The 17885-nt window shown below is 63.4% G+C and carries 12 protein-coding genes; 5 read left to right on the forward strand and 7 right to left on the reverse strand.

Translation table 11 applies throughout. The features are described from left to right. The first annotated feature begins 147 nt into the window (after positions 1–147). The gene (locus tag VGL22_RS15160) at positions 148–1044 is read left to right on the forward strand and encodes an SDR family oxidoreductase (protein WP_465267778.1); all 897 of its coding nucleotides are present in this window, start codon (positions 148–150) and stop codon (positions 1042–1044) included. A gap of 119 nt (positions 1045–1163) precedes the next feature. Here VGL22_RS15160 and VGL22_RS15165 read toward each other — a convergent pair whose 3' ends face one another. Beyond that, positions 1164–4685: a glycosyl hydrolase 2 galactose-binding domain-containing protein gene (locus VGL22_RS15165; RefSeq protein ID WP_465267779.1), complete on the reverse strand. Its 3522-nt coding sequence runs from the start codon at positions 4683–4685 to the stop codon at positions 1164–1166. A 201-nt stretch (positions 4686–4886) separates the two neighbouring features. Here VGL22_RS15165 and VGL22_RS15170 point away from each other — a divergent pair, with 201 nt between their 5' ends. From VGL22_RS15170 to VGL22_RS15180, 3 genes are all read left to right on the forward strand, one after another. Next, positions 4887–6638 carry a carboxypeptidase-like regulatory domain-containing protein gene (locus tag VGL22_RS15170; RefSeq protein WP_465267780.1) on the forward strand — a complete coding sequence of 584 codons (1752 nt, stop codon included), beginning with the start codon at positions 4887–4889 and terminating at the stop codon, positions 6636–6638. Further along, positions 6635–8236, forward strand: coding sequence for an MSCRAMM family protein (locus VGL22_RS15175; RefSeq protein ID WP_465267781.1), 1602 nt, complete (start codon positions 6635–6637; stop codon positions 8234–8236). Before VGL22_RS15170 ends, VGL22_RS15175 begins: the two co-directional genes overlap by 4 nt. Positions 8237–8618: 382 nt before the next feature. Continuing rightward, positions 8619–9212, forward strand: coding sequence for a hypothetical protein (locus VGL22_RS15180; protein ID WP_465267782.1), 594 nt, complete (start codon positions 8619–8621; stop codon positions 9210–9212). A gap of 110 nt (positions 9213–9322) precedes the next feature. On the opposite strand, the gene VGL22_RS15185 is transcribed toward VGL22_RS15180, so the two are convergent. Then, positions 9323–10987, reverse strand: coding sequence for an esterase/lipase family protein (locus tag VGL22_RS15185; protein WP_465267783.1), 1665 nt, complete (start codon positions 10985–10987; stop codon positions 9323–9325). A gap of 260 nt (positions 10988–11247) precedes the next feature. Between VGL22_RS15185 and acs the strand changes: the two genes are divergently transcribed. Then, on the forward strand, positions 11248–13239 hold the full coding sequence (gene acs, locus VGL22_RS15190; protein WP_465267784.1) for an acetate--CoA ligase: 1992 nt from the start codon (positions 11248–11250) through the stop codon (positions 13237–13239). Between the two features lie 483 nt (positions 13240–13722). Here acs and VGL22_RS15195 read toward each other — a convergent pair whose 3' ends face one another. The 5 genes from VGL22_RS15195 to pheS form a co-directional block, all read right to left on the reverse strand. Continuing rightward, the gene (locus VGL22_RS15195) at positions 13723–13938 is read right to left on the reverse strand and encodes a hypothetical protein (protein WP_465267785.1); all 216 of its coding nucleotides are present in this window, start codon (positions 13936–13938) and stop codon (positions 13723–13725) included. Positions 13939–14133: 195 nt separating this feature from the next. Continuing rightward, complete coding sequence (locus VGL22_RS15200) at positions 14134–14454, reverse strand: cell division protein ZapA (protein WP_465267786.1); 321 nt, start codon at positions 14452–14454, stop codon at positions 14134–14136. 5 nt (positions 14455–14459) lie between these two features. Continuing rightward, the gene (locus VGL22_RS15205; protein ID WP_465267787.1) at positions 14460–14783 is read right to left on the reverse strand and encodes a hypothetical protein; all 324 of its coding nucleotides are present in this window, start codon (positions 14781–14783) and stop codon (positions 14460–14462) included. A 73-nt stretch (positions 14784–14856) separates the two neighbouring features. Further along, positions 14857–16980, reverse strand: coding sequence for a phenylalanine--tRNA ligase subunit beta (pheT, locus tag VGL22_RS15210; protein WP_465267788.1), 2124 nt, complete (start codon positions 16978–16980; stop codon positions 14857–14859). Continuing rightward, positions 16977–17885: phenylalanine--tRNA ligase subunit alpha (gene pheS / locus VGL22_RS15215; RefSeq protein WP_465267789.1), on the reverse strand; the 909-nt coding region annotated here is incomplete at its 5' end. The genes pheT and pheS, both read right to left, overlap by 4 nt.

The raw sequence follows: 17885 nt of genomic DNA on the forward strand, positions 1-17885 counted from the left end.
AAAGGTCTGAAATCGGAAAATAGTTGAAACCGGAGGCACTCTCCGGTTATCTCTTGTTCCGGAGCCTGTCTCCGTTTTAGGATGCGCCGGCGCGGTCTGTCAACCGGCAGCATAGGTTCGGGGCGAGCTTACAGGAAGGAAATCATCATGCGTGTATTTGTCACAGGAGCGACGGGCTTCATCGGCTCCGCCCTTATTCCCAAGCTTGTCGCCGGCGGACACCAGGTGCTCGGCCTGAGTCGCAGCGAGGCCGGCGCGCGGTCGCTCGCGGCGGCGGGCGCCGAGGTTCATCGCGGAGACATTTACGACCTCGAGAGCATCCGCAGCGGAGCGGCGAAAGCAGATGCCGTCATCCATCTCGCGTTCAACCACGACTTCTCGAGGTTCCAGGAGAACTGCGAGACGGATCGCAGGGTCATCGAGGCCATAGGCGGCGTTCTTGCCGGCTCCGATGGTATGTTCCTGATCACCTCGGGCGTGGCCACGGCCAGCCCCAAGGCCGGCCAGCCCGCAACCGAAGACGATCCGCCCATGAACTCCAGCCTGATGCCGCGCGCGGCGTCTGAAGAACAGGGGGCTGCGGTGGGGGCGCGCGGCGTGCGAGTTGTGACCGTGCGGCTTCCCCAGGTTCATGACACGAGGAAGCAGGGGCTCGTTTCTTTCGCTATCCAGATTGCGCGGCAGAAGGGCGTCGCGGCGTACGTAGGCGAAGGCCGCAGTCGCTGGGCTGCCGCTCCGCTTGACGACGTGGCCCATCTGTACCACCTCGCGCTCGAAAAGGGAGAGGGCAACGTGCGTTACAACGCGGTGGCTGAAGAAGGCGTAGCTGCGCGCGACATCGCCGAAGCAATTGGACGCGGGCTGAAAATTCCCGCCGTGTCGATTGCCCCTGAAGAGGCCACTGCGCACTTTGGAGTCTTGGGGATGTTTATGCAATGGGACCTGGTCGGTTCCAGCGCGAAGACGCGGGAGAAGCTTGGCTGGAATCCGACGGGGCCCACGCTGCTGAGTGATTTGGAGAACATGGATTACTCCCAGGCATGACATCACGCGTGTCTGCAGAACAAAGCAGCGAGTTAGCGGTGCTGCGCAGCGTAGCGGGTTAGCGAGTAGCGCCGCGATACGGTCTCACGGACACTCCGTTGATGAGCGGGTCGCGGCACTTACTTCCGGGGCGCAAGATTGAAGCCTTGCAGCACGATGCGGGGCTTTTCGCCGTGGGTGTCTGCGTCGCTGAACTGGACGTTTATGGCTTGATGCTCACCAGGCATGAGGGCGATGTAATTTTCGTCATAGAAAGCAGGGACGATCGGGTCTCCGGATTTCTCGCCAACCATCTTGATCCGCACCATGAGCGCGGGAGTGGATGAGGTGTTGCGCAGATGCACGGTATAGGACCAGTTTCCCGTGTCCGCGGAACGCACGACGTTGTGGTGCTCCTGCACGTCTGCCGGCGGGAGCCCGCGGATGCCCGCATAATCTTCTTCCGTATTGCCATGGAGATAGAAGTTGGTGCTCAGCACTTGGTTGCCGCGGAGGAGGGTGAGGCGAAGGAAGTGGGTGCGGGCCAGTCCTGACGGGAAATTAAGGTGAAGGGGCGACTCTGTGGAGTCTTCTTTGCTGTCGAGATTGGCGGTCTGCCGCGCTTTGACTTTGCCGTCGATGTCGATGACTTGGGCGCGGGCGGTGAGGCCGGTCTGGTCGCCGGCGCTGTAATTGACGACTTCCACGGTGTCGGCGGCGGCGTTCCACTGGATGTGCAGCGGTTCGCTCGCATGCATGGCGGCGAAGTAGGCGGCATCGGTGTCGAAGAAGTAGTCGTACGTCTGCCAGAGGATTGAGGGCCATGCGGGATGGCTCATCCAGATGAGCAGGCCTGGGCGATTTTTGCTTTGCGATTCGAACATGCCGCGATAGGCGTTGTAATTGACGAACTGCGCCAGTTCGTCGAACTCCTTCATGTTTGCGGCGCCGCCAAAGTTTTTCTCGATGGCGGTTTCAAACGGATTTTCGGGATAGAAGTCGTGGAGGCGCCACTCGGGTCCGACGGGCCACATGCCCTTTTCATCGAGGGTGCGACTAAGGATGGGCATCTCCGGGACGTTGGGCGCGCCGATTTCGCTATGGAACCTGGGCGGCGTGTGTTCAAAGTAGTAGCGCAGCGGCTCAACGCGGTAGGGGCCGTGGCCTTCGACGGGGCCGTCGGCTGAGCTTGGAATGTAATGCGAGTGGGGCGCGAGTTCCGCGACCAGGGTGTGGAGGCCGTTGTCGATGGCCTGCGGCGGGAAGCCTTCATTGCGGCCGCAGTAGAGGCCGATGGAGGGGTGGTTGCGGATTTTGAGCATGTAGTCGCGGGCGCCGTCGAGGAAGAACTGGTTGTTCTCGGGATTGGGTCCATCCCAAGGATTGGCGAGCCAGAAGTCCTGCCAGACGACGATGCCGAAGCGATCGGCGGCGTCGTACAGGGCTTCGTCGCCAGTTTGGCCCACCCAGTTGCGCAGCATGTTGAAGTGCTGCTCGCGATGGAGGCGCATGGCGATGTCGTACTCGCGCTGACGATAGCGGAGCATGGATTCAGGGAAGCCCCAGTTGCCGCCGCGGGCGATGAAGCGGCGTCCGTTGATCCAGAGCTTGAGGGCGTTGCCTTCTTCGGAGTAAGTGAACTGGCGGATGCCGGCTTTGAAGGTGGTTGTGTCGGAGGTTTTGCCATTCACGACGAAGCTGAGCGTCACTGGATACAAGTTGGGGTCGCCGTAGCCATTGGGCCACCATAGCTTAGGGTGCGCAATGCGCAGTGCGGCGTTGGTCGCGGGCGAGAGCGTAACGGTTGTGGCTGCGGATGCATCGAGCGTGACGGCCTGCTCCACCGTGACGGCGCCGAACTTTACGCGCAGCGTACCTGATACGGGCTTCGGCTCGTGGTTGTGCACCGTGGCCGCAATCGTCACGTCGGCGGTCGAGGTATCGGGCAAGGGCAGAGTGCTTGAGACCAGCGGGTTCTCGAGGGCGACGGGGCCGGTCTGGGTCAGCGTGACGTTCGACCAGATGCCGGTGTCGCGGCCGCGAATGGTGGGCATCCAGTCCCAGCCAGCGGATGCGTGGTAGGTGGGGTTATCGAGACCGAGCGCGCCGCCGTTGAGGGTGGGGCCTTCCTTGTCTTTTGTGCCACCGGGGTGCGCATTGCGCAGCACGCGGACGGCGAGGGCATTTTTCGCGCCGGGATGAAGGAGAGAGGTCACATCGAAGCGGCCGCGCATGAATCCGCCGTCGATGCGGCCGAGGCTATGGCCGTTGAGGTAGATTTCAGCTTTCCAGTTGATGCCGTCGAAGTTGAGCCAGGCGTGGCGGCCGGGGGAGAGGGCGGGTGCGGTGAATTCGTTGCGATACCAGAAGTCAGAGGTGAAGAAGGAATCGGAGATGACGTACTGGTTCTCGCCGAAGTTGGGATCGGCGATGGCGCCGTCATTGAGATAGCTGGTGAGCACGGTACCGGGCACAGTGGCGACCATCCAGCTTTGGTCGGCAAATGCAGCCTGCGAAATTTCCTCGCCGGAGGCCTGCACCTGGGCTGCGCGTTCGAGGCGCCAGGCGCCGCGCGTGAGTGTCAAAGAGCCATCTGGATGCGCCGGGGTTGCGGCCTGAGGGTTGGGGAGTGGACCGGCGCGGCCGTAGACCTCAAGCTCGCTGAGAATGTAGCGGGCCTTGGGCTCGGGGGGGCGGGTCATGAGCACGCGCACCCAGCGCGCGTGTGCGGGGCTGGGAAGGCGGATGTCGTCCGTCGCGCTGAGGGGCTGGAGGGTCTGCCAGTGCTGGTTGTCATCGGAGATCTGAATGGAGCCTTCGGCAGCGCGCTTGATCCAGGTCATGGCGATGCGATCGAAGGTGCAGGGCGCGCCGAGGTCGACAGAGACCCACTCTTCGGCGGAGCCTGCGCTCATCCAGGCGCTGGAGAAGACGAGCGGACCGGCGACATAGACGGGCTGTTGCCTGCGGGAGAGGGTCACGTCGGCGACGCCCCACTTCTTGATTCCGGCGGCGGAGAAGGTGAGCCGGTAGGAGTGATAGCGCACGGGGACGGGGAAGGTCACTGGCTCGACAAAGCTGGGGTCGGATTCGTGGCGGCCGGGGAAGTCGATGCCTGTGAAGCGGCCGGCTTCGGTCCACGCCGCGCCGTCGTTCGATCCGGCGACGACGATGGTCCAGCCGCCCTGCGGAGGGGGCGCGTACATTTTGCGTAGCACTACGTCGATGTGGTCGATCTCGGGCGGCTGAGCGCCTTCGATGTCGAACTGTACCCAGGGCGCATCGCCGGCGATGTCGATGGAGGAGACGACACCCTCATCGAGAAAGACTTCGCGCTCGGTCTTGGGCAGCACGCCGCGATCGCTGGTGGAGGTGACGATCCAGCGGGGAAGGGCGTTGTCCTTGATGCCGTCGGTGATGAGTTGCGCGGTGAGGTTGTAGTCGTAGGCGCTGGACTGATATGCGGGGCGGTGCAGGGCGAGGTTGCGGTAGGCGGTTGAGTCGACGGCGAGGTAGGGGCCGTCGTACTGCTGGGGGTCGCCGGGATAAATGCCCACGCCGCGGGTGTACTGCCGGTCTGAAGCGGACGGCTGCGCCGGGGCACGCTGCTGGGCTGATGCGACGAGGGAGGAGGCAAGGACGAAAAGGATTGCAGACTTCACGGCGTTCTCCGCGCTGGAATGAGAGGCGTTGACGCGCACACTTGGAGTGACTCAAAGCTGCACTTTGTGCTTTGTGTGCGAACGCGCCAGTCTACGCGCTGCATGCGCGCGGCAGCAAATCGCGGGAAGGAAATTGCGCGGGCGATTTTCAACGGTAAGCGGATGCCTTTCGGAGGCTTTACCCGTCAGAATGGATGGGTGGTGATCGCGACAAAGTTTGAAGGGACGAAGGCGCGGGGCTGCGGGCGCGCGGGGCTGCTGTGCGTGCTGGGTCTGGCGGCTGGCGTTGCCGTGCACGGGCAGCAGACCTCTCCCGACGCGAGTAACCCGCTGGGAACTCCCACCACCATTCATGGGGTGGTGATGAATGCAGCGAGCGGCGAGCCGCTGGCGCGTACCCTGGTGCAGATCAATGGCGGCGGAGGCCACTCTGTGCTTACCGATGGAGATGGGCGCTTTGAAGTTGTGGGCGTGCCGCTGGGGCCGTGCGTGTTTCAGCTCATCCGGCCGGGCTTTGAGGATGTGCCCACTGCCGAGAAGGGGTTGCCGCTGCGCGATCTGCGTGGTTACACGCGGACGGTGTTTGTGACGTCCAGCACGCCCGAGCTCACGTTTACGATGCGGCCCACCAATTCCATTCACGGGCACATCGAGCTTTCTACGGGGGACGTCGCGCAAAACATCGGTCTCACGTTGCTCGAGCGCCAGATCCAGAATGGGCGCGCATCGTGGCGTACCATGGCGAGCGCGCGGACGAATGCGGACGGGAACTTTCATTTTGCGCATCTGGATGATGGCGAGTTTGCGTTGAAGGCCGAGCCTGCTCCGGAGGCGGAGCTGGCGGGGCAGCCTGTGCCGGAGCCGGGCCACAATGTGCCGTGGAACGGATATCCGGAGATTTACTATCCGGGAGTGCGCGACTTTGCGGGCGCGGCGCAGATTCACCTGGCGGGGGGCGAGCGGGCGGAGGCGAATCTGACGATGCCGCTGGAATCGTTCCATGCCGTGAGGGCGGCGTTGGTGCTTCCGGCGGAGTTGCGGGGCGGTGTTTCGCAAACCATCATTACCACTGAAGTCATAGGCGCCAGCGGTCAGCAGGTGCCCTACGCAAGTGAGTTCGACCACGATAGCAATCTGCTGTGGGCGAGGCTGCCTGATGGGGCTTACACGATCCGCGTGACGGCCATCAAGCCCGACCGGCCGCTGCGATCAGTGAACGGCCTGGTCAACGTGCAGAACGTGATGACCGGCCAGACCGACGTCGCGGTCGCAGGGCATCCCATCAACACGCGTGTGGTGGTGGGGCCGACGGGAAACAGTCCACTGCAGGTGATGGTGACGCGCACGAGCAAGAGCGCGAGCGGCGGGTCAGGCAATCATGGCGAGGTGTTCGTCGAGATTGGAGAGGCCGGCCCGGTGAGTGACGGCATGCAGAGTGCTTTGGCGCAGGGATCGGGACCGGGGATGCTGGACACCATGCCGCCGGCGCCGGGCAAGTACTGGGTGCACACGGTGGTTGCCGATCCGGAGCTTTGCGAGGGGTCGTTTACAGCGGGAGGCGCCGACCTGGGGCGCGAGCCGCTGGTGGTGGGGCAGGGAAGCACGACTGCTCCGCTCACGCTGATTCTGCGCGACGACTGCGCGTCGCTGAAAGTGAGTCTGCCGCCGTCGGTGGCCGGCATGACGGCGGGTGAGGAGCCGGGCTACACGGTGTACGTGGTGCCCGATTTCGACAGCGCATCAGGAGGCGTGAGTACGACGCTGCGCGCATCGACCAGCACGTCATTCACCTTCAACAGCCTGACGCCGGGGAGCTATCACGTGTACACGTTTGCCGCGCCGGTGAACCTGGAGTATCGCAATCGCGATGTGCTTGCCGGGCTTTCCGGGCAGTCCATTACATTGGCGCCGGATGACAGCGGGAACCTCACGGTGGAGGTGCCTGCAAGGTGAGGGTTCTTGCTTCGGCAATGCTGGTATGGACGATGCTGGCTGGGGCGATGCTGGCTGGGGCGCAGGGTCCGCCTGCCGGTTATCGCATTGCCGGGCGGGTGATCGACACGGTGTCCGGGGACCCGGTGGCGCGCGCGGTGGTGAGCGTGCTGACTCCGGAGGACTACAAGATTTCGGCCAGCGCGGTCACCGATGCGGAAGGACGCTTTTCCTTCACCGGCATTATGGGGGGCAAGTATCCTCTGGACGCTGCCAAGCGCGGGTATCGCACGTCGTTTTATGACGAGCACGAGGAATTCAATTCGGCCATTGTGACCGGGGAGGGACAGGCGACGGACGACCTGGTGTTCCGGTTGCCGCCGGCCGCGGTACTGCGCGGGGTGGTGACGGGGGAGGGCGGCGACCCGGTGGAGAACGCCCAGGTGATGCTGTTCAAGCGGCGCACTGAAGGCGAGAACACCGGCCGGATGGAGCAGGTGGGCAACACGCCGACCGACGATACGGGCACTTACGAACTGAGCGATCTGCCGCCCGGCGAATACTTTATCGCCGTGAAAGGCGACCCTTGGTATGCGCAGCATCCGCCGCGCTCCGTTTCAGAGGAACAGTCGCCGCTGGACGTGGCGTACCCCATCACGTTTTACGATTCCACGATTGATGAGAACGCTGCGACTCCGCTGACGCTGAACTGGGGCAGTCATGAGGAGGCGGACATCAACATGCACGCGGCGCCTGCGGTGCGCTTTATGCTTCCGGTGATGCCGGGCGCACGAAACCGCACGGGGATCGTCGTGCAGCAGAAAGTGTTTGGGAATACGGTCAATCAGCTCACCGTGACAGCTCCTGAAGGCCCGGCGACGGGCTCGATCGAGGTGCCGGGCCTGGCTCCGGGCACGTATGAAGTTGAATTCGGCAACCCCCCGCGACGGATGACGGTGAACGCGACATCGGCGGAGGTGGACCTCAATGCGAGTTCGGGGGTGGTGTCGCCCGGTGTGTCGGGGACGCTGGTGATGGCAGGCGGGGGGGCGGTGCCGGATGACATAAGCCTGGTTTTTACGTCTGTGGACGAGAGCCATGCGGCGATGCAGGCGGAGGCGCGGCACGGCCGATTCAACCTGGAAGCGGTTCCGCCGGGCACATGGACGGTGGCTGCCGGGAGTTCAAAACAGACGCTGGCGGTGCTGGCCATCGCAGATGGAGGCGCGATGGCGGCGGGGGACAAGATCACGGTTCGCGACCGGCCGGTGCAGGCGACCGTGATGGTTGGCCGCGCGCAGACACGAGTGGAGGGGTTCGCGAAGACGGGGGGCAAAGGAGTCTCCGGGGCAATGATCATGCTGGTGCCGAAGGAGACCCGGCTGTATCCAGCGCTGGTGAGGCGCGACCAGTCGGACCTGGATGGAAGCTTTTCTCTGCGCGACGTCCCGGATGGGCAGTACACGGTGATTGCGATTCAGGATGGGTGGAGGATCGACTGGCAGCATCGGGAGACGATTGAGCGGTGGCTGCGCGGCGGGGTGCCGGTCAGTATCAACAGCCAGAGTGCTGCGACGGTCAATCTGAGCCAGGCGGTGGAAGCGGTGGTGGCGCGGTGAAAAGCAGTCGTGGATGGCGCGTTGGGTCACGTAAAGGCGTGAGGATGGGGCCGTGGTGCGTAAGAAGGTATCGTTCGAGGGCAAGATCGGGAGGAGCAACCGCAGTCGGGCATGGAGCGGAGTTCCACCGAAGCGATGAAGATGCAACAGCGGGTGCTTCGCGATGTTCAGGATGACAAGGTGAGGGGCTGCCGTAGCTGATTTTCACGACAGGCTCCAAGGTTTCGTGGAAGCAGGGGTTAGAAGGTAGTCTATGAGGGTACAGCATCACAACAGGGGTTCCCGCACGCGGGTCGCGGTGGCTGGGGAAACCGAACGCTGGGTTCCGGCTCGACGCAGGCGGCAACCGGGCTTGCAGGGTCTTGAGGAGATTTGCACATTGATGAGGAAGTGGTTGGTTTCAATCCTGGCGGTTCCGGCCGCCCTGTTGCCATTGGCAGCGGCTGCCCAGGTTGCTCCGGAAAAGCCGGCGCGGCCCATGTCTGACGCGCCCAAGTACCAGGTTTATGCGGGTTTCAGCTATACGAGCCTTAACCAGGTGAACCAGTCGCGCTACGGGCTGATCGGCGCGAACGCGGAGTTCAGCCGCAACTTTGGCCGCTGGTTTGCGGTGGTGGGGGACGGGGCTTATTACCCCACCTCGTACGCGTCCGGTAATCCGGGGGATCCCAAGGTGTGGATGGCGTTGGGCGGCATTGAGCTCCATGCCCCGATATTTGAGAATTGGAATCTCTTTGGCCGCGCCCTGATCGGCGGGGAGCACACCGGCGGCGAAAGCATGACGCCCGACGTTTCCTTTGCCGGGGGCCCAGGGGTGGGTATCGAACACACCATCGGGAAGAGTTGGGGGGTTCGCGCTTCCGGCGACTATATCGGATCTGCGTTCTCGCTCATCAACAATAGCCCGGAGCTGGGCAACTCGCCACATCGGCGTTTCAATGCGCGCGCCGGGGTGGGTCTCATCTACAGGTTCTAACCGGATCAAGCAGAGAAGCCGCCCGGGCTCAGCCTGAGCGGCTTTTCTTGTGCCTGTGCGCGCCCTGGCATCAACCGGTTTGCAGGAAGGAATGACGGGGGCGGAACCCTCTATTTCCCGGCTGCGTAATCCGGGAAGGTCAGTACCGCGCTCACGCCTTTGAGCGGCATCGGTTCGCGCTCCACGAAGATCTCCATAAGGGTGGTGGTATAGGCGTAGAACAGGGAGTCGCCGCCTTTGGTGAGATCCGTAATATCCATTCTCACGGGCTGCCCGGCGGTCGGGTCGTGCGAAGTGATGGCGAGGCGCTGCGGATTGCCGGAATCGTCGGCGTAGGCCATGTACTCGATCAGTTCGGATCCGCTGGAGGCGATCAGCTCTACCCACATGCGCTTGCCGGTGGACTCAAGGTTGAGCATGTCCTCGGTGAGCTGGATATAGAAGCACCGATAGCTGTTGTCGGTTGAATAGGTGTCGGCGGTCAGCGGCACGGAGGAGGGCGTGTCGGGATCGTCCGTCTCATGGAAGATCTGCAGGTTGTAGTCGGTTACGCCGTCTTCGTGATCGTCGACCATGTGGATGACGATCTGCTGCCAGCCCTTGCCTTCGTCTACTGTTTTGGTGCCGTTCCTCCTGTCCATGACGGCGCGCGCGGGTGCGGAGAAGTTGAGGGCTTCGTCTTCCCAGGAACTGTAGGCGGCGTCTGTGCTGATGCCGAAGAATTGGACCACGCGGTCGACGACCTCTGGTCGGGGGTTGGCGACGATGGAGCCGTGATCCTGGTTTTCGACGGCGATGATGGGGGCGGCGAGACGGTTTGTCGACCACTGCGAGATTGCGTAGCGCTGGCCTGGGGCTCCGCCGGGAATTTGCGGCGTGCGCCGGAAGTCGAGGGTGATCTTGCGGGTGTCAAGGGAGCAGCCGGCCCAACGAACCGTGCCGTCACACCCCGGCGAATTGGAGAGCGCGGCGATGCCGTCATAGGCATGGTTGCCGATGAACACGGCGACGTAGGGGCTCTGGTCGCCCTTGTTGTAAAGGGGCGGGTCATTGAGCATGTCTTTGTGGGCGAGGTTCCAGGTGTAGCGGCTGGCAAGTTCGAGGCCGTCGAGCACCTCATTGCCGGCGTTCATGAAGTCAGGCCCGAAGTGCTTGTTGCCTTTGACCAGCGCGCCCAGCCAGCTGCGGCCTTTTTTGGCTTGCGGGGATCCAAAGGTGGCCGGCGCCAGGCCGACGAGGTGTTTGAGGCGGCGCACGCGGCTGCGTTTGGGGTCGTTGGGGTAGGGATCGCCGGTGAGCCACTGGCGCAGCACCAGCATGCCGGTGGAGTGCACCATGGCGTCGAAGGTCCAGTCTTCGCCGCGATCGCCGTCAGGGAATCTGGTGTAGCGAAGGGCGCGGTCGAAGGCCTCGCCGAGGTCCTTGATGGTGACCTCATTGTTCAGGGTGACGTAGTTGGCGATTTCGATGTCGGCGGTGGCGATCCCTTTGGCGGCCAGCGCGTCTCTCCAGTGGGTGAAGTCTTCGCCGCCGGCGGAGTAGCCATGAATCAGCAGAACGCGGCCGTGCTGGGCGGGGGTGACGGATTGGGGCGCGGTGGCGCTGAGGCCCTGCGGCGCGCCGGCGATGTCACTGCCGGGGGCAGTCTGCGATGCTGGAGCGGCTGGAGGAGGTGCGGCTGAACCGCCGGGGCCTGAGGAGGAAGTGCCCGAGCCTGGGGGGGCGGGGGCGCCTCGTGATTTGAACAAGCCCTTCAGGGCGGAGAAGATGCTCATGGAAGCCTCCAGGGGAGAAGCCGGCGCGGTGGATCAGGAATTGAAGTGTAGGCGGGGAAGGTTGCGCGGGGCAAGGGGAAATCGGCCCTTCGACGCAGCCGCGCGGGGCGTATGAGCGCGCGCTTCCTCCTTGTGTCGCAGAGGCTTAACTTGCCCGGCGTGCCCCTGAATCGTTAAAGTGTGACCCACGGAACTCCTCACCAGCGCGCGGTGGTTAGAGCGCGCATGGAGTCTTCTCTTCCCCAAAAAAGGACGTCCTTATGTCTTCCTCTTCCGCCGCTGATCTGAATAATCAGGACCTCAATTCCACGCTTCGCGAACATCGCGTTTTTCCGCCTCCGGCGGAGTTCAGCGCCAAGGCGCACATCAAGTCGACGGAGGAGTACGAGCGGCTTTACAAGCAGTCGATCGAGGATCCTGAGAGCTTCTGGGCCGGTGTGGCCAAGGATCTGCACTGGTTCAAGCCGTGGGACAAGGTGCTGGAGTGGGATCTGCCCTGGGCCAAGTGGTTTGTTGGCGGGCAGATGAATCTCTCTTATAACTGCGTGGATCGGCATGCGCTGGGAGAACGCCGCGACAAGACCGCGATTCTGTGGGAGGGCGAGCCGGGTGAAGTGCGCCGCCTCAGTTATGGCGAGCTGCACGAACAGGTGCAGCGTTTTGCGAATGCGCTGAAGACGCTTGGGATTCGCAAGGGCGACCGGGTGGCGATCTACATGGGCATGACGCCGGAACTGGCGATTGCGCTGCTGGCGTGCGCCCGGATCGGTGCGGTGCATTCGGTGATCTTCGGCGGATTCGCCGCGAATGCCATTGCCGATCGCGTGAACGACTGCGGATGCGTTGCGATTATCACCCAGGACACGAGCTACCGGCGCGGGAACGAGATCCAGCTCAAGAAGACGGTGGATGAGGCGATGCCGGCGTGTCCCACGGTGAAGCACGTCATCGTGTATCAGCGCACGGGCACATATGTGCGGATGGTTCCGGGGCGCGACTGGTGGTGGCATGACCTGGTGGCGAACGCGCCGACGGACTGCCCTGCCGAGCCGCTCGACTCCGAGCATCCGCTGTATGTGCTGTACACGTCGGGATCGACAGGCAAGCCGAAGGGGCTGCTGCACACGACCGGCGGCTACGCGGTGCAGACGTATCTGACGTCGAAGTACGTTTTCGATCTCCAGGAAGACGACATTTACTGGTGCACGGCCGATATTGGATGGGTCACCGGTCACTCGTATGTGGTGTATGGGCCGCTGCAGAACGGCGCCACGGTGCTGATGTATGAGGGCGCGCCGAACTTTCCTGATTTTTCGCGTTTCTGGAAGATCATTGACGACCACAAGGTCACGATTTTCTACACTGCGCCGACGGCGATCCGGGCGTTCATCAAGTGGGGCAGCGAGTTTATCAACAAGTTCAAGCTGGACTCGCTGCGACTTCTTGGAACGGTTGGGGAACCGATCAATCCTGAGGCATGGATGTGGTACCGGGAGAAGATTGGGCACAATCGCTGCCCCATTGTGGACACGTGGTGGCAGACGGAAACCGGCGCAATCATGATCAGTCCTATTCCGGGGGCTATTGCCACGAAGCCGGGGTCGGCGACGCGGCCGTTCTTTGGGATCCAGGCGGAGGTGGTGACGCGGCCGGATGCGGAGGGGAAGTTCCACCAGGTTCCGCAGGGCTCGGGCGGGCTGCTGGTGGTGCGCAGGCCGTGGCCGTCGATGGCGCGCACGGTTTACGGCGATCCCGAGCGGTATCAGAAGACGTACTGGTCGGACGTGCCGGGATGCTACTTCACGGGGGACGGGGCGCGGCAGGACGCGGACGGCTACTTCTGGCTGATGGGGCGCGTGGACGACGTGATCAACGTGAGCGGGCACCGGCTGGGGACGATGGAAGTGGAGTCGGCGCTGGTGGCGCATCCCAAGGTTGCGGAGGCAGCCGTGGTGGGGCGGCCGGACGATCTGAAAGGGCAGGCTATTTCAGCGTTCGTTACGCTCGAGTCCGGCAATGAGCCGGGCGAAGCCCTCAAAGACGAACTACGCAAGTGGGTCACGAAGGAGATTGGCGCGCTGGCGCGGCCGGATGACATTCGGTTTACCGAAGCGCTGCCGAAGACGCGCAGCGGCAAGATCATGCGGAGGCTGCTGCGGGAGCTGGCGACGCATGGGGAGATCAAGGGCGATACGACGACGCTTGAGGATTTCACGGTGATTGCGCGGTTGAGGGAAGCGGAAGAGGGTTGATGGGTCGGGTGAGAGGTTTCGCGCGCCTGCGGGGAAGCGTATTCAGAGCAGGAGGCCTGGCTTGTTATCGCGGCCGGATTTTCGCCTGCTCGGAATTTGCGGGCACGTCAGCGGAATGAAAGACAACTGCAGATGGTTCGACGTGGAGTTGAGCGGGAGGGGAATGCGCAGAAAAGAGAAGCCGACCCACTGGGCCGTGAGCGATGCGCCGGTGAACCCGTCCTAAGACGGTGGAGCTCCCCGCGGTTCATTAGGCATTCCGGACTGGCGGACACGGCACACAGAACCGATGATCGAGTCGAGCTCCTGTTCAATGAATGTAGGTTCAACCAGCGTTGATCACCCACCTGCTTTGCAGGCCGGTTTCTATTGCGGAGTCTATGAGGACTGGAGCGGAAATGCAAGTCTTGTGCGGGCGGCGGGCGATGTGCTAGGCGAAACGGGAGTTCGCAGTCACTGGGAAGATCCCGGCTGCGGAGTGGCTCAAGTACTTCCCGGCATGGGGTCCGCCGCGACCTGGACAGCTTTGTTTTTCTGCACTTCCGCGGCGCGCGCCACCAGCTTCTTCAGCTTCCTCTCAATGTCGGCATCGCCCACGTCCCGATCCTCGAGCACGCGGTCGGCATCGATGGTGAAGGTGAAGCGTGCTGCCCGTCTCGTGCACGGCTGAGTTGCAGGCGTGGTGACGTTCCCAGTCAATGGCGTTGTCCCGGGGGTTGCGGGTTTTGGAATCGGAGGGTTCACCGGGTTTGGAAGGCGTGGCCGGCTTATCCGCGGCCAAGGCGAGGGCGGAAGCGGAGAGGATGGGGAGGAGAGAAAAGGCAAAGGAGCGCTGCTTCGGAACCTTGGAATGTGAAAGGTGATTTCGGAGGAGTGTACCGCGAACTGGCGCTTCTACGAACCGGTTTTGCGGTCGTCTTCGAGGACTTCGTCGAGGAGGCCGCGGAGGGTGATGGCGCGGGCCTGGCCGATGCGCACGGCGGAGCCTGCGGGAGAGCCCGCACCGCCGCGCTGCGACAGCTCGTCCGCGAGGTTCAATGCGGCCATCACCGCCACGCGCAGGGAGTCGACGGTGCGGCCCTGGGCCGCGACCGCGCGCATCTTGGCATCCACCTGTGCGGCAAGCGCACGGATGTGTTCGGGATCCTGCCCGGATAGATGGTACGTCTGATCGTAGATCTGGACGGTTACATACTCGGCAGGCGCTTCATCCATGGCGTTTACAACTCCAGAGAATCAAGTTGAGAAAGGATGCGGTCCACGCGCTGCTTGATGGCTTCACGCTCGGAGCGCAGGCCGCCGATTTCCTTGTTCAGGTTGTCGATGGCATCGGTCTGCTCGCTGACCTTTTCTTCAGCGGCTACGGCGCGCAGTTCCGCCTCGCCGCGGGCCATGCGTTCACGCTTGACCAGGTTCACGGCGCGCAGCACCCGCTCTTCCAGGGCGGCAAATTCATCCGCGCTCATGGCGAGGGTTTCCGGCTCGCCGCCGTGCTCATTGCCCACTTCTTCTGCCACTTCAGTACCGAAAGACAATTCCGACATGTAAGTCCTCCGCGCATGGTCGCGCTTTAAGTAATCACGTTCGAGTATAGCCGCGGCAAGGGGTGTGAATTCCTCAGCCGCGGAGACGGGCACCCACCTTGTTAACGGCCTCCACCACGCGCGATTGATAATCCTGGAGTTCCTCTTCGCGCAGGGTGCGATCGGGTGCCTGAAACGTGATGCCGAGGAGCAGGGAGTAGTCGCCGCCCAGCTTTTTGTCGCGGAAGACTTCGCGGGCGCGCCAGTCGACCAGCTCGGGGATGCTGAGGCCGGCGATGGCCTGGTCGATGCGTTCCCAGGCGATGTCCTGGTCGAGGATGAGGGAGAAGTCGCGGCGAACGGGCTGGAAGCGCGAGATCTCGCGGGCGGCGGGTTTGCGGACGGGGAGGCGATTGAGGCGGTCGATGTAGATTTCGCCGATGAAAACGGTGTCTTTGAGTTTGCGCGCGGCGGCTTCGCGGGGATGCAACTGGCCGAACCAGCCGGCGGTCTCGCCTTGGACGGCGAGGCGGGCGGAGCGGTAAGGGTGCAGCCAGGCGGGGGTGAGGCCGGCGTCGGCAGGGAAGCGGTCGAAGTAGACGGATTGGGTATCGAAGCGGGCGACGAGTTGCTCGACGATGCCCTTCAGGTCGTAGAACTCGAGGGGGCGCGCGGCCTGGAGGGGGCCCTGTTCGGGCGCGATGCCGGCGGCGCCGAAGGCCAGGGCGGGGCGTTCGTCCACCTTGTCGGTGGTTCCGCTGAAGACGGTGCCGAGTTCGAACAGGCGCACGTCGCTGACATCGCGATTGAGGTTGCCGGCGATCATGGTGAGCATGCCGGGAACAAGCGAGGGCCGCATGACGCCGGCTTCTTCACTGAGCGGATTGCCGAGGGGGACGACGAGCCCGGGCTGCGGCGCAGTCAGTGCGGCGTCGGCGGCGGAGCAGAAGGTGCTGCCGATGGTCTCGTGGAGCCCGGCGGCCAGCAGGGTGCGGCGGACTGCGAGTTCGGATTCGGCCCACGCCACGGCGCGGACACCTTCACCGAATGCCGGCAATGTGTTGGCGAAACGGTTGTAGCCGTAGACGCGGGCGACTTCTTCAATGAGGTCGATTTCGCGTTCCAGGTCGAGGCGCCAGCTGGGGAGGGTGACGAGCCAGGCTGCCGCGCCGGATGTGGATGCGGTGGTTTCTCGTTGGAGCGAGAGGGTGCAGCCGAGGGCGGTGAGCACGTTTTCGACGGTGGCGGCAGTGATGCCTTCGGCGTCGAGGGTGGCGCCAAGGATGCGCTTTACTTCGCTGAGCGCGAGCGCGACAGGCTGGCGACCCGCGGTGCGGGCCTGAAGGCTGGGCACACGGGCGTCGACGAGGTCGCCTTCAATGAAGCCGCCGTTGGCGAGCAGGATGCTGCTGACGAGGGCCGAGGCGATGGGCGCTCCTTTGAAATCGGCGCCGCGCTCGAAGCGGTGGCTGGCATCGGTGTGGAGGCCGTGGCGACGAGCGGTACGGCGCACGGCGGTGGGGTCGAACCACGCGGCTTCGACGAGCACGTTTTGGGTGTCGGGCGTGATCATCGTGTCCCATCCGCCCATGACGCCGGCGAGGCCCAGGGGCCTGGAGTGATCGGCGACCACCAGATCTTCGGGGTCGAGGGTGCGCTCGATGCCGTCAAGGGTTTTGAGCTTTTCGCCTTTGCGCGCGCGGCGGACGATGATGCCGCCTTCAATCTTGTCGAGGTCGAAGGCGTGGGTGGGCTGGCCCATGGCGAGCCACGCGAAGTTGGTGGCATCCACGGCGTTCGAGATCTTCTTTTGCTCCAGCAGATTGAAATACGTCGCGATGGGGGCGGCAGGAAGGTCGCGCGAGTCGCCGATGGTGATGTTGCGCAGCACGCGGGCGGTGAAGCGGCCGCACGCATCTTCGGCTTCAATCTGCACGGGGAAGGGGCTGGCGGCGGCCTTCGCGTCGGGGAGAGGGAATTCGAGTTGGGGCAGAGGGAGGCCGTAGATGGCTGCCGCCTCCCGGGCTACGCCGTAGTGGTTCATGGCGTCGACGCGGTTGGTGGTGATGTCCATCTCGTAGAGCGAACCGTTGCCATCGCCGAGGTCATAGATGCCTTCGACGGCGATGCCGCGCAGGGTGAGGTCTTCGGCGAGTTGGGTGTCGGTCACCGGAAGTCCGGGCAGATAGGCTCGAAGCCACTTTGTCAGAATTTTCATGCGAACTGCCCCAAGAACCTCATGTCGCCCGCGAACAGCGAGCCGATTTCGCTGATGCCGTACTTCATCATGGCGATACGTTCCACGCCCATGCCAAAGGCGAAGCCGGAGATCTTCTTCGGGTCATAGGCAGGCTGCTTTTCCGCGGCGAAGGCGAACACCGCGGGGTCGACCATGCCGCAGCCCAGGAGCTCAATCCAGCCGGACTGCTTGCACTTGCGGCAGCCTTTGCCGCCGCAGAAGATGCAGCTGATCTGCACATCGGCCGAGGGCTCGGTGAAGGGGAAGAAGGAGGGGAAGAAGCGCGTCTTCACGCTTGATCCGAACAGTGCCTTCATGGCGTGATCGAGTGTGCCTTTGAGGTCGCTGAAGGTGATGTTGGTGTCGACGCAGAGGCCTTCCACTTGATGAAAGATCGCCGAGTGCGTTGCGTCCTGGGCTTCGTTGCGATGAACTTTGCCAGGGATCACGATGCGAACCGGAGGCGGCTGCTGCTCCATGGTGCGCATCTGGACGGGCGAGGTGTGCGTGCGCAGCAGAAGGCGATCGCGTTGCGAGCGGCGCTCCTGGTTCGCGATCACGAGCGTGTCCTGCGTGTCGCGCGCGGGATGGCCCGGCGGAAAGTTCATCGATTCGAAGTTGTAATAGTCAGTTTCGACTTCAGGGCCGACTCCGACGGAATAGCCGAGCGCAGCGAAGACCGAAACGATTTCGTTCAGCGTTCGCGTGATGGGGTGTTCAGCGCCGGTGAGACGACGCGTGCCGGGAAGCGTAATGTCGATGGCTTCGGCGGCAAGAGCGGCATCGCTGGGGCCGGAACCAGAGGCCTTTTCGAGGAGACCTTCGACAAGATCCTTCAGCGTCTTGAAGCGCTCGCCAACAGCTTTTTTCGCAGCAGGCGGAGC

Source organism: Occallatibacter sp., from assembly GCF_036502485.1.
Lineage (GTDB): Bacteria > Acidobacteriota > Terriglobia > Terriglobales > Acidobacteriaceae > Telmatobacter.